Annotated in this window: 12 protein-coding genes and 1 riboswitch; of the genes, 6 read left to right on the forward strand and 6 right to left on the reverse strand. The window is 42.8% G+C overall.

The window, feature by feature from the left end; all coding sequences use genetic code 11:
- The first annotated feature begins 175 nt into the window (after positions 1-175).
- Both purR and FKQ60_RS01690 read left to right on the forward strand, forming a co-directional pair.
- A complete protein-coding gene (purR, locus tag FKQ60_RS01685; RefSeq protein ID WP_154167931.1) occupies positions 176-1186 on the forward strand; it encodes an HTH-type transcriptional repressor PurR in 1011 nt (336 codons plus the stop codon).
- Between the two features lie 205 nt (positions 1187-1391).
- Positions 1392-1474, forward strand: a riboswitch (cyclic di-GMP riboswitch).
- Positions 1475-1590: 116 nt separating this feature from the next.
- A complete protein-coding gene (locus tag FKQ60_RS01690) occupies positions 1591-2181 on the forward strand; it encodes a TfoX/Sxy family DNA transformation protein (protein WP_040904243.1) in 591 nt (196 codons plus the stop codon).
- Between the two features lie 238 nt (positions 2182-2419).
- Here the strand turns inward: FKQ60_RS01690 and FKQ60_RS01695 are convergent, their stop codons facing one another.
- From FKQ60_RS01695 to topA, 4 genes are all read right to left on the reverse strand, one after another.
- Positions 2420-3244 carry an alpha/beta hydrolase gene (locus FKQ60_RS01695; RefSeq protein WP_004395089.1) on the reverse strand — a complete coding sequence of 275 codons (825 nt, stop codon included), beginning with the start codon at positions 3242-3244 and terminating at the stop codon, positions 2420-2422.
- Between the two features lie 213 nt (positions 3245-3457).
- Complete coding sequence (gene glgA, locus FKQ60_RS01700) at positions 3458-4903, reverse strand: glycogen synthase GlgA (protein WP_170904628.1); 1446 nt, start codon at positions 4901-4903, stop codon at positions 3458-3460.
- A 10-nt stretch (positions 4904-4913) separates the two neighbouring features.
- A complete protein-coding gene (gene glgC / locus FKQ60_RS01705) occupies positions 4914-6131 on the reverse strand; it encodes a glucose-1-phosphate adenylyltransferase (protein WP_170904597.1) in 1218 nt (405 codons plus the stop codon).
- Positions 6132-6564: 433 nt separating this feature from the next.
- On the reverse strand, positions 6565-9195 hold the full coding sequence (topA, locus tag FKQ60_RS01710) for a type I DNA topoisomerase (RefSeq protein WP_004395085.1): 2631 nt from the start codon (positions 9193-9195) through the stop codon (positions 6565-6567).
- A 417-nt stretch (positions 9196-9612) separates the two neighbouring features.
- Between topA and FKQ60_RS01715 the strand changes: the two genes are divergently transcribed.
- On the forward strand, positions 9613-9864 hold the full coding sequence (locus FKQ60_RS01715) for a YciN family protein (protein ID WP_158138553.1): 252 nt from the start codon (positions 9613-9615) through the stop codon (positions 9862-9864).
- A 59-nt stretch (positions 9865-9923) separates the two neighbouring features.
- Here the strand turns inward: FKQ60_RS01715 and aroA are convergent, their stop codons facing one another.
- Positions 9924-11204, reverse strand: coding sequence for a 3-phosphoshikimate 1-carboxyvinyltransferase (aroA, locus tag FKQ60_RS01720; RefSeq protein WP_154167925.1), 1281 nt, complete (start codon positions 11202-11204; stop codon positions 9924-9926).
- Positions 11205-11337: 133 nt separating this feature from the next.
- On the reverse strand, positions 11338-11793 hold the full coding sequence (locus FKQ60_RS01725) for a glycine zipper 2TM domain-containing protein (protein WP_040904237.1): 456 nt from the start codon (positions 11791-11793) through the stop codon (positions 11338-11340).
- A gap of 33 nt (positions 11794-11826) precedes the next feature.
- Between FKQ60_RS01725 and aat the strand changes: the two genes are divergently transcribed.
- The 3 genes from aat to infA all read left to right on the forward strand — a co-directional run bounded on the left by aat (position 11827) and on the right by infA (position 13562).
- On the forward strand, positions 11827-12561 hold the full coding sequence (gene aat, locus FKQ60_RS01730; RefSeq protein WP_154167923.1) for a leucyl/phenylalanyl-tRNA--protein transferase: 735 nt from the start codon (positions 11827-11829) through the stop codon (positions 12559-12561).
- A complete protein-coding gene (locus FKQ60_RS01735) occupies positions 12558-13259 on the forward strand; it encodes an arginyltransferase (protein ID WP_154167921.1) in 702 nt (233 codons plus the stop codon). The genes aat and FKQ60_RS01735 overlap by 4 nt, the downstream gene beginning before the upstream one ends.
- 84 nt (positions 13260-13343) lie before the next feature.
- Positions 13344-13562 carry a translation initiation factor IF-1 gene (gene infA / locus FKQ60_RS01740; protein ID WP_004395079.1) on the forward strand — a complete coding sequence of 73 codons (219 nt, stop codon included), beginning with the start codon at positions 13344-13346 and terminating at the stop codon, positions 13560-13562.
- The last annotated feature ends 115 nt before the right edge of the window (positions 13563-13677 follow it).

The following is a 13677-nucleotide window of genomic DNA, read 5'->3' on the forward strand; positions in this document are numbered from 1 at the left end:
TTTAGGCTGACGTTAGCCTATACCCGAAGAATGAGACGTTGTAAAAAGGCAGCATCGACAGTGCTTAAAACAAACCTCTCTCCTATCACGATCTCCTAACAGGGCGATTGCACTTTCGGGACATAACTACTGCTCTAGTTACCTAACGCCGAGCAGTCACCGACAGGATAATTTTATGGCTACGATTAAAGACGTTGCACGCCTAGCAGGCGTATCGACAACAACCGTATCTCATGTCATCAATAAAACACGTTTTGTGGCAGAAACCACTCAAGAAAAAGTCTTGGACGCGGTTAAACAGCTGAATTATGCACCAAGCGCCGTCGCACGCAGCTTAAAATGTAACACCACGCGTACGATCGGTATGCTGGTGACTCAATCCACCAATCTATTCTTTTCTGAAGTGATCGATGGTGTTGAAAGCTATTGCTATCGCCAAGGCTATACGCTGATCCTCTGTAATACCGGGGGTATCTACGAGAAACAACGTGACTATATTCGCATGCTTGCTGAAAAGCGGGTCGACGGTATGTTGGTCATGTGCTCCGATTTAACGGAAGAGTTACTTGAGATGTTAGAGAGTCATCCCTCGATCCCTAAAGTTATTATGGATTGGGGCCCGCAAACATCACAAGCCGATAAGATCATTGATAACTCTGAAGAAGGGGGTTATCTAGCAACGAAATATTTGATCGAAAATGGGCACACTGAAATTGCTTGTCTAAGTGGTCACTTTGTTAAAGCCGCCTGTCAAGAACGTATCGCAGGCTTTCGGCGTGCCATGGCAGAAGCCAACCTAACGGTAAAAGAAGATTGGATTTTAGAAGGCAATTTCGAATGCGATACTGCCGTTCTAGCCGCGGATAAAATCATTGCTATGGATACACGCCCGAGCGCGGTATTCTGCTTTAATGATACCATGGCATTAGGTCTGATCAGCCGTTTACAGCAACGTGGCATACGCGTACCAGACGATATGTCAGTCATTGGTTATGATAATATTGAGTTAGCCGAATATTTTTCTCCGCCACTAACCACGGTCCATCAACCTAAACGCCGTGTTGGGAAAAATGCGTTTGAAATATTGTTGGAGCGCATCAAAGATAAAGAACACGAAAGACGTATTTTTGAAATGCACCCTGAAATCGTGGAACGTGACTCAGTCAAAAAACTCACCGCTAAATAGATAACCACTTCATTGACCCATTGTTGAGCAAAAAAGACTTCAAACCCAATCGTAGCCTTAGCGCCACGATTGGGGGGCAATCTTTGCCTAATTCAAATCAAAATGAAACAAACATCATATAAACAATCACTGAGTGTGATATTTATTCAATGATTTGTTTATTTTATACATCCACGTTATACTATTTTGTCAATAATGAAACGTGTCACGCACAGGGCAAACCATTTGAAAAGATGGGACGCAAAGCCTCCGGCCTAAACCATAGTGGTAGGTAGCGGGGTTGCCGATGACAAAATAGCCAAAACAAGCAGTCAACTCCCCCTATTATTATGCTTTTTGACGTTTTGCTATTTTCTCGGACCTGATTTTGCTGGCGAATTGCTTAATACACCGAGAATGACAGCATGGATAAACCGGTATTAAAAGATTCAATGCGGCTATTCGAACTGCTTGGCCAGGTCAAGTCGCGCTCAATGTTTGGTGGCTTCGGAATTTTTGTCGATGACACTATGTTCGCTTTAGTCGTCAACAATCAACTCCATCTTCGAGCTGACGATGAATCCGCTAAAGTTTTTACCGAAAGAGGCTATCTGCCCTACGTTTATAAAAAACGGGGCTTTCCTGTGGTAACTAAGTACTTTGCTTTACCTGATACCTGTTGGCTTGATCCAACGACCATTTTGCAGGAAGCAACCGTGGCCTTACGTCAAGCCAAATCGGAGCGAGAGCAGCAAGAGCAGACTAAACCCACTCGTCTTAAAGATCTGCCTAACCTACGTTTAGCAACCGAAAGAATGCTCAAAAAAGCAGGTATTCATTCCGTTGATCAGTTGCAACAAACGGGTGCTGTCGCCGCTTATCAGGCGATCAGACAAAGTCACTCATCTGATGTCAGTTTAGAGTTATTGTGGGCGTTAGAAGGGGCAATCGAAGGTAAACATTGGTCGGTTATCCCTCCAAGTCGTCGTGAAGAATTGAAAAAAAACCTGTTTTAATTTTGATATCTAGCCCGCTCACTGAGAATCAGTAGCGGGTATATCTACCAATCATAACGCCTCCTAATAAGCATCATGATTCCTTGACCTTAATCATTTCGATATCGTTTGCACAATTGAAGCTGACAGCTCGCCAACCCTTTCCTCTAATCTCTATCAATATAAATCAACAACATGATTGGCTTAAGACAAGCATAGCTGCCCAACAATCGTGCCATTCAATCAGTTGATACTGAGATTAAGTCACTGAATGAGATAAAGTCGTTGCTGTACTTTGCCGCTGGATAAATTGAATCGACAGCTGGTTAAACAACTCCGGTTGTTCGACATTACAAACATGACCACAATTTGGGAGTTCCAACAGTTCACTCTGTCGATGCGCGGCGACCATTTCGCGTACTGGGCGAATAAACATATAGTCGCGCTCCCCCATTAAATACAAGGTGGGAATAGGCAACTCTCGATCTTTGAAATAACGCATCAATGGATTGACTTCGGCAGTCAATGTAAACCAACGTTTAAACTCTTGCTGACACAATTTTTTAGCTTCTCGAACGAACAGATGACGAGACTCTTTCTGACTGCGTTGCGGCATGACAATATAAGCAAACAGTCGATATAACCACATGTAGGGAATGAGATGTTTACTGAGATGGCCTAACTTCACCAAAAGCTGAGAGCGGATATTCAAACGAGTGACAGCGCCACCTAATACCATAGAGCGAACTCGCTGGGCGGACAATTCGGCAATATTACGCACGATAATGGTCCCCAGTGACATCCCGACAAAATGGGCTGAAGCTATTTTTAAGTGATCCAGCACCTTAAGTACATCAATGGTTACTGTCTTAAAGGTGTATCGATTAGCAATCAGATCTTTGATAAGACGATGAGATTTTCCATGGCCGCGTAAATCAATCAATAGCAGATTAAAATGCTGCTTATACGCTTTGATCTGCTTAAACCAAATAGACGAGCTTCCACCCGCCCCATGCACAAACACCACCCATTCTCGGCTGGTTGGATGTGGATAAACTTTATGAAACAGTAAAGATTGAGACATGGATACCACAGAAAATCAAAATCATTGATACTGAGAGATTAGCATATTTTAGTGTCAAAAATCGTTTTTGAGTTGTAAAAATCTATTGTTGTTAAACGGGCGATTAGTAAACCGACGGGGAAGCTCCCCATCGGTATAAAGGAAAGTGATTAGAAAAGAAAAGACGATGGTAGCCGATCAACAAGCATTGACGCTTCCCGTCTTCATAGACATTTAGTCAAAAATGGCTAAGCGGTACATTTTAAGGTATTCAAGAGCAGACTCACGCCAGCCAAAATCTCTGCTCATCGCTCGTATTTGAACGTTAAGCATCTCTTCAGGCTGCTGTAGATAAAACAGCAACGCCCTCTGCATCGTGATCAATAATGCCGCTGGTGACGGCTCTTGAAAACCAAACCCCGTCGCTTGCTGAGGGTATTTATCATAATCTTGTACGGTATCTTTTAAACCCCCAACCTCGCGTACGATAGGTAAAGTACCATAAGCCATACTGTAGATTTGGTTTAGTCCACAAGCTTCAAATTCTGAGGGCATGAGAAAAAAATCCGAGCCCGCTTCAACTAAATGAGCCAAACGATTGCTGTAAGTCTCAACAAACCCTAACTTATCAGGATAATGCGCAGCAATTTTATGTAATGCCGCCGCAATCTCCGGTTCACCGGTGCCGACGATCACCACTTGTACCTGATTACGCAAAAACGACTCAAGAATAGGCAATAAATAATGAAATCCTTTTTGATGAGTCAAACGGCATACCATGCCAAACATCGGTGTCGTCACTTGTGGTAAATTTAACTCTTGCTGCAAGGCAAGCTTGCTGGCTGATTTTCCTCGAGTGAGCGATTGTCGTTCCGCATGGTAAGTCTGAGGAATATAACGATCCGTCAAAGGGCTCCATTCAGAATAATCGCATCCATTGACAATCCCATGCAGATCTCGCGCACGGCGCACAAAATCATCCACCAATCCGTGAGAACCTAACGGCGTCAACAGTTCAGAAGCATAATTAGGACTCACCGCATTGATTTTATCGGCAAAAGCAATACCAGCTCGTAGCATGCTAACATGATCATGTCCGTACTGTAGAAACTCCATCCCAGAGAGATTTAACTCGGGGATAACTTCCAATTGGTAATAGGAAAAAATACCTTTGAAAATGGCATTATGAATAGTCAGCACCGACTTAACGCCGAAAAAGTGTGGGTCTTCACGGTAGCGAGTTTTTAATAAAAAAGGCACTAAACCTGTATGCCAATCATTGGCATGGATGATGGTTGGCTTAATATTCAGCTTGGGCAAAATATCCAGACACGCCGCCGAGAAAAAACCAAAACGCTCACCGTTGTCCGTGTAAGCTTGATTGTGCTCCGCATACATTTCTGGTCGATCAAAGTAAACATCACAATCAATCAGGTAAACCACAACACCATCGAGCTCACCCTGCCTTACTTGATAGCGAGTATGAGGCCAGTGGGTTAACTCGGTTTCGAGTATGATGGGTAAATCCATTTTATTTGGAATTGAACGATAAGCAGGTAGCACAATGGCTACCTGGTGACCTAACTCCTGTAATGCTTTTGGTAAAGCTTTGGCAACGTCGGCTAAGCCTCCGCTCTTCACTAAGCCTTCTGCTTCGGATACAACAAACCAAATATTCATTTTTTCAAGATTAGAATCCAACTTTCATTCCTTTTTCGATGACTACAATGCCTTCATCAGAGACATGGAAGCGCTGCTTATCTAATTGTAGATCTTCCCCAATCACCGTTCCTGGAGCAATTTCGACGTCCTTATCGATAATCGTGCGTTTAATCGTACAACCAGCGCCAATTTTGACATCACCAAGAATAATCGATTCACTGATCCATGAACCTGCACCGATATTGGTTCGAAAACCTAACACCGATTTATAAATTTTTGCACCTTGGATGTAACTTCCCGCTGAAATTAAACTATCGGTAATACAAACCTTTTTCTCTCCTTCATTAGCAAAGGTCGCTGGTGGCAACGGTGGATAATGAGTATGTAAAGGCCAACTGCGGTTATAAAGAGAAAATGGCGCATCTTTTTGCAATAAGTCCATATGCGCAGACCAATAAGATTCAATCGTGCCGACATCACGCCAGTAGGCTTCGCCCTTCTCACCTTTGATTTTATTGGTTGAGAAATCATAAACGAAGACTTCACCCTGCGGAAACATTTTAGGGATAATATCTTTACCAAAATCATGGCTAGACTCTGGGTTTACCGCATCTTCACGTAATTCACGGCATAACGTATCGGTATCAAAAATGTAGTTACCCATTGATACTAATGCCCAATCAGGCTCGCCCGGTATCGATTTAGGGTGTTGAGGTTTTTCTTCAAAACCAATCATCTTCCCCGTAACATCTACCTCTATCACCCCAAATTGTGACGCTTGGGCAAGAGGCATACGAATGGCAGAGACGGTCAGTTTGGCTTCCATTCGACGATGGAAATCAAGCATCTGACGAATATCCATTTTATAGATATGATCAGAACCAAAGATACAGACATCATCGGCTTCAGAAATTTCAATGAAACGTAAGTTCTGATAAATAGCATCGGCCGTTCCTTCGTACCAACGTTTACCATCACGCATCTGGGCAGGTATGGAATCAATAAAGCTGCCACGCAAGCTAGAGACGTTCCAGCCTTTTTTCATATGCAGATAAAGGGATTGCGATTTGAACTGGGTTAATACATACACTCGCATTAAATCTGCATTAATAAAATTGTTTAGGGCGAAATCTATCAAGCGATAACTACCACCAAATGGCACGGCAGGTTTAGTACGCGATTCAGTTAAAGGCTTCAATCTTGAGCCTTCACCACCAGCCAGAATCATTCCTAGTACACCGGTCATTGTTATTCTCCATTAAGTTTTATTGATTATCGTCATGTCAATATTATTGGGGGGATGACGATACTATCCTTAGTTTATTACGGCCTTTCGGCCAACCACGAAAAGTGCAATTGGTTGTGTATTACTTTATAGCGTTTGCATAAAAATACAAATGGCAATTGTCTATTTTGAGCCAGTAAAACAGCCAATCGGTTGAACTCCTAATCTTGTTCACAATTAAGGCATCATAACGTTATGAAATTGCATTTTTATGTTTCATTTTTGGTAACGAAAAATAACGACTATTTATTGATGATGGGAAAAATAGGATGAAAATTGGGGAATAATTTTGCTTGAAAAAGCACACCGATTCCCCATTAAAAATGACTCACTCGGAAAACATTGAGGCAGCCAATGGCTGCCTCAATGTTTTTATCGATAAGAAAAATTTCTCTTATTTGGCTGACTTTCGTTTGTCCGTCACTTGCCAGTGACCATCGTCATAGATTGCCGTCCAACCGGAAGGTTTACCATTTACTTCGGTGCGTACGTAATGCTCTTTACTCTTACGACTAAACCGTACCACCGCAGCAAGCCCATCGGGATCATGAGTGGGAGCCGTCGCTAGATATTGGTACTTTTCAGGTAAACGTTGTTTAAAACGCTGTAACTCTTCAACAAGAGGCGCTCGTGTTTCACGAGATTTCGGAAAATTACTGGCGGCTAAGAATAGTCCAGAAGCACCGTCACGTAGTACAAAATAAGCATCTGAGTTTTCACACGGCAGTTCAGGGAAATGAACCGGATCTTCTTTAGGAGGAGCAACTTCGCCGTTTCTCAATATCTTTCGAGTGTTCTTACAGTTGTCATTGGTGCAGTCCATGTACTTACCAAAACGTCCAGTTTTTAACACCATATCTGATGAACATTTATCACACTCAACAACGGGACCGTCGTAACCTTTAACTTTGAACTCACCGGTTTCAACGACATAACCTTCACAGTTTGGGTTATTACCGCAAACATGTAGTTTACGTTGACCATCAATCAGATAAGCGTCCATCGCCGTTTCACAAATCGGACAACGTTTTTTCGCTCGTAACGCTGCCGTTTCGACATCTTCCTCAAGAACATTGATAATGCCATCTTCATCGCCCAAATTAATCGTCGTTTTACAACGTTCTTTCGGAGGCAATGCATAACCTGAACAACCGAGGAAGACCCCCGTTGAAGCCGTTCTGATCCCCATAGGACGAGAACAGGTTGGGCACATAATATTAGTCATGACAATATGATTAGGCTTCATACCACCGTGATCTTCGTCTTGCTCGGCTTGCTCTAAATCACCACTAAAATCAACGAAGAAGGCATCCAATACTTGTTTCCAATTCGCTTCACCCTCTGCAATTTGGTCAAGTTTTTCTTCCATCCGAGCAGTAAAATCATAGTTCATTAGATCGGTAAAACTACCATCGAGACGGTCGGTCACGATTTCGCCCATTTTCTCTGCATAAAAACGGCGCTGATCAACTTTCACGTAACCACGATCTTGAATGGTAGAAATGATCGATGCGTAGGTCGATGGACGCCCAATGCCACGCTTTTCTAATTCTTTGACTAATGCGGCTTCCGTAAAACGTGCTGGCGGTTTGGTAAAATGCTGCTTAGGATCAAGTTTCTCAAGAGTAAGTACTTCACCGACTTGAACTGCGGGTAAAATTTGATCTTCATTTTTACCGAGTGGACGCTGTACGCGAGTCCAGCCATCGAACTTCAAAATCCGTCCTTTCGCTTTCAACGTATACTCATCTGCTTTAACACTGATGGTGGTTGAATCGTACTGGGCGGGGGTCATTTGACAAGCGACAAATTGATTCCAAATCAGAGCATAAATCTTATGTGCATCCGCTTCCATCCCTTGTAAGTCATCGGCTTTGACATTAACGTCGGAAGGACGAATCGCTTCGTGCGCCTCTTGAGCCCCTTTCTTGCTACCATAGACAATCGCTTGTTGTGGCAGATATTGTGGACCAAATTGCTGCTCGATAAACTGACGGGCTGATTCTACCGCCTCGCCACTTAAATTAGTCGAGTCAGTACGCATATAAGTAATGTAACCCGCTTCATACAAGCGTTGTGCCAACATCATGGTTTTCTTCACGCCATAGCCTAAGCGTGTACTGGCGGCTTGCTGAAGCGTTGAGGTGATGAAAGGTGCACTAGGCTTACTGCTGGTAGGTTTATCTTCGCGTTTACAAACTTCAAAGCGCGCTTTTTGTAACACTGAAAGCGCGGCTTGAGTTTCAGCCTCATTGGTCGGCTTAAAAGCAGAGCCCGCTTGTTGAGCCACCATCAAACGAAAATCATCTTGCGTACTGGTTTTTGTGTCCGCATGAATATCCCAAAACTCTTCAGGAATAAACGCTTTGATCTCACGCTCACGCTCAACTAAAAGTTTTACGGCTACCGACTGCACACGACCAGCAGAAAGGCCACGAGCCACTTTTTTCCATAATAATGGCGAGACCATAAAGCCTACAACGCGATCCATAAAACGACGCGCTTGTTGAGCATTAACGCCATCCATGTTCAGCTCTCCCGGTTGCTCAAAGGCTTGCTGAATGGCATTTTTAGTAATTTCGTTAAACACTACCCGCTTATAGCGCTCTTCATCACCACCGATGATCTCACGTAGGTGCCAAGCGATAGCTTCTCCTTCGCGATCCAAATCGGTTGCGAGATAAACGCAATCGGCGTCTTTAGCTAATTTCTGTAGCTCAGCCACCACTTTTTCTTTGCCTGGGAGAATTTGATAGTTCGCTTCCCAACCTTGAAAAGGATTCACTCCCATTTTCTTAATCAGAGCGGTCCGTTCTTTTTCTTTTTTTAAACGCTCTTTTTCTTCCAAAGAAAGTGCTTTATTCGCTGCTGGTGTCGCTTTTTTAGCCGTGGTAGTAGTTTGACCTGCCGTAGGCAGATCGCGGACATGACCGACACTAGACTTAACAATAAAGTCTTTACCAAGGTATTTATTGATTGTTTTAGCCTTGGCTGGCGATTCCACTATAACGAGTGATTTACCCATAATTTGATTCAAATGCCCTTAATCACACTGCGAGTAATAAATCGCATGATGTTCTAAAAATATTGCTTCTTTTTTTACTATCGAGCCAGTTAAGCAGAAGATCAACCTGTTTTTGAAAAAAAACGCTTGTTTGCTCGACAAATCGACGAAACCGCATTCGCAAGACAAAATTAGCCTCATAGTAAAGAGAGTCTGTTTTAGGCGCGACCATTAATCTAGAAAATATGTTGTTAATCACAAAATCAAGCAAAATTGTCTTTTATCCATTTCCTGTTTATGATCATGGTTTTTACATGACACAATTCTACAATCACGTTATCAATTGCTAGACAGTCGTTATCTACTGGGCAGCAGCATAGAGAAACGTAATACCGAGAGCAAGTAAATCAAAGAACAACCTAAAATAAAGAGAACAATATGCAGACCAAACAACCCATCAATGAATTCGATTTATTACTCATAGCCAATCAATTAATTCAAGAACACGATAGCTATATAGAGGGAATGCGCACGACCAGCGTAGAAGAAAAAGACGGCGTATTGGTATTTAAAGGTGAGTATTTTCTTGACCCTCAAGGTCTGCCAAGTGAAAAAACAACCGCCGTTTTTAATATGTTTAAATATTTAGCTCATCATCTTTCAAAACAATTTACCCTTAAAAAACAATAAAAGCCTCTATATTGAGGCTTTTTCCGTAGTGACGCTGAACATTTATTTTCCTAATTAACTCAGTGAGATAACTGGGCAAATTTCTCAAAATAATCAGGGAAAGTTTTTGATGTACACTTTGGATCATTAATCGTCACTGGTGTCTCACCAAGCGCGACTAAAGAAAAACACATCGCCATGCGATGATCGTCGTAGGTATCGATTGTCGCATGTTGTAAATGGCTTGGCGGAGTGATGATAATGTAGTCCTCACCTTCTTCGACCTGAGCACCGACTTTACGCAGTTCTGTTGCCATCGCGGTTAACCGATCGGTCTCTTTAACTCGCCAATTGTAAACATTACGAATCGCCGTTGACCCTTTAGCAAATAGAGCCGTCGTAGCAATCGTCATCGCAGCATCAGGAATAGCATTAAAGTCTAAATCGACTGCAGTTAACTCTCCACGACGAGCAATCACATAATCGTCTCCCCATTCAATTTGTGCGCCCATTTTCTCTAACGCATAAGCAAACTGGACATCGCCTTGAATACTATTTTTACCAATACCCGTTACTTTAACTTGACCGCCTTTTATCGCGGCAGCAGCAAGAAAATAAGAAGCAGAAGAAGCGTCGCCTTCAACCAGAAAATCACCCGGAGAAACATACGATTGACCGGCAGGAATCACAAATTGCTGATAGTTGTGATTGATCACCTGAACACCAAATTGTTGCATCAGATGTAACGTAATATCGATATACGGTTTTGAAACTAACTCGCCTTCAATATCAATAGTCACGGTGCCTTCTGCTAATGGTGCCGACATTAAGAAGGCCGTTAAAAATTGGCTGGAAATAGAACCGTCAATCGAAACATGACTCGCCTTTAATCCGGTTCCTTGAATACGCAATGGAGGATAATGCTCATTTTCCAAATACTCGATATTTGCCCCCGCTTGACGCAAAGCCTCCACCAAATGGCCTATTGGTCGCTCTTTCATTCGTGGCTCACCCGTGAGAACAAACTCACCACGCCCCAAGCACAATGCTGCAGCCAATGGGCGCATTGCCGTCCCGGCATTACCGAGAAAGAGTTCTTGTAAACCATCGATTACAAAGGGTTGACCTAACCCCTCTACTTCGCACTGTGTTTTATCCGCTGAAAGCCGATACTTAACACCCAATTGGCTCAATGCATTGAGCATATGGCGGATATCATCACTGTCGAGTAAATTGGTTAAGCGTGTCGTTCCGGTGGCTAATGCGGCTAACAGAAGCACTCGATTTGAAACGCTTTTTGAACCTGGCAAATTAACTTCACCATTAATATTTGCAATAGGCTGTAAGGTAAGACTTTCCATTAAACGTGTATTTCCTTGCACTGTCATCATAACCATTAATATTGAAGGCAGTAAAATTCTTGATACTGGCAGACTAACCAAAATCTTTTATCCTCGCTAGTCTTTATCCCCCGCTCAATACAAAAAATCTTGCTTATCTTTCTTTATCCACTCTCACACCATCTGAGAAGTACAAGATTCTTACTAAATCACCTCGGTTAAAGATCATTTGGTTATCGAGATCTTGAATAACATCAATCAATTGACCATCGTTCGTTCTAATCAATAGCTCAACCAATTTATACTCAATAAGATGAGTTTTATTTCCATGATGATGAGCAACACCCGCACCAGCTGCTGCACCAACCGCCGTGGCAACTTGTTTACCTCGACCATCACCAAACTGATGACCGACAAGACCTCCAACTACCGCACCAAGCAATGTTTCCCAGCCCTTTGATTTTGAATGTATAATCTCTTGCTGGGTAATATAACGGACGGTTTCTACTTGCCCAAAAACGACATCATTAACCGGTCTCGCCTGATTTCGTTGATACGCAGCATTGGCAAACAGAGGAAAAATCAATAAGATCCATATCCACTTTGTCATTTTTTACTCCTATTAGGATAAGTTGGTTAAGTAATGGCACTCTATCTCACTGAATTAGCGAGTGATAATTTCGATTTCCCCTCGCCTTTACTTGCCTCAGATGAGCCTAATGGCCTACTGGCTTTTGGTGGGAGTTTGCATCCCGATCGTCTTATTTCAGCTTACCACAATGGTATCTTCCCATGGTATGGCCCTGGTGAACCCATTCTTTGGTGGAGCCCCTCCCCGCGTGCCGTGTTTTTTCCTAAGACCTTTAAACCAGCAAAAAGTGTGCAAAAATTTCAACGCAAACACACTTATCGAGTCAGTTTAAATCATGATACGGCACGTGTGATTGAATTATGTGCAGCAGTACGTCCTGCTGAGCAAACTTGGTTAAATGCGGATATGCGTTCATCCTATCAACAACTTGCCAAGCAAGGCATTTGCCATTCCGTTGAAGTATGGCGTGATGATACCTTAGTGGGTGGGCTATACGGCATTCAAGTCGGGCAGCTCTTTTGTGGTGAATCGATGTTTAGTTTAGCTGATAACGCATCAAAAATCGGTTTTTGGTATTTCTGTGTCCATTTTGCACGCTGTGGTGGACAATTAATCGATTGCCAAGTCATGAACCCACATCTTCGCTCATTAGGTGCCGTTGAATTACCACGTGACCAATTTTTAGATTCATTGCTATCCTTAAAGCAAGGTCAGGTAACAGATCACTGCTTTCAACCTCAATGGTTATCTCTTACCGTTAACGACTCATCGAAGGAGTCGCTATGAGTTCTGATTTACAGCAAATACGCATTGGTTTAACCAGTAATCATCCCTGCAGTTATTTAGCCGATCGTATGGAGCGAGTCGCCGTTGCAATGGAGCCTCACATGCAGAGCCCAGAAAACTATGAGCTACTGCTAGCCAATGGTTTTCGACGCAGTGGTGACATTATCTATAAGCCTCATTGCGATCATTGCCAAGCTTGCCAAGCTCTGCGCGTATCAGTGAGTGAGTTCACCCCATCGAAAAGTCAAAAACGCCTGCTCAAACAAGTACAATCTCGTTATCGGTGGCAATTAAAACCAGAGATGGATCAAGATTGGTTTACGCTCTATTCTCGTTACATCGAAGCGCGTCATAACAGCGGTACTATGTATCCTCCTCGCCGTGATGAATTTGCTAAATTTGCTAATTCGGACTGGTTAGATACACAATACTTACATCTCTATTTGGATGATCAGTTAGTCGCTGTCGCTATCACCGATATTCTCCCGAGTAGTGCGAGTGCATTTTACACCTTCTTTGATCCCGATAGTTCCCTATCTTTAGGAACATTGGGCGTTCTTAGTCAACTTGAGCTTGCTAAAACCATGAACAAACAGTGGCTTTATTTGGGATATCAAATTGATGAATGCCCAGCGATGAACTACAAAGTACGCTTCAGAGCACATCAAAAGCTAGTCAAACAGCGTTGGCAAGGGTAGAATACGCCCCAAGTTTACATATTGATTTTTTAACGGCAAAATACGCCGTTGATTATTTTTCGCCAAATTTCTAAAGAGGATTAAATGGCTAAAGAAGACGTAATTGAGATGCAAGGCACTGTCCTTGATACTCTTCCAAATACAATGTTCCGTGTTGAGCTAGAAAATGGTCACACAGTGACGGCTCACATTTCTGGTAAAATGCGCAAAAACTATATCCGCATTCTTACTGGAGACAAAGTTACTGTCGAGATGACACCGTACGATCTCTCTAAAGGTCGCATCGTCTTCCGTGCTCGTTAATCACTGATTTTCGAATGCAACAAAAACGGAGCTTAATGCTCCGTTTTTGTTGCCTGAGAGTGAATCATGGATCGGGTGATACACGGATAACAAAAAGCGCACGATACTCTGTGCG

It is taken from the genome of Vibrio sp. A11 (assembly GCF_013048705.1).
GTDB lineage: Bacteria > Pseudomonadota > Gammaproteobacteria > Enterobacterales > Vibrionaceae > Vibrio > Vibrio metschnikovii.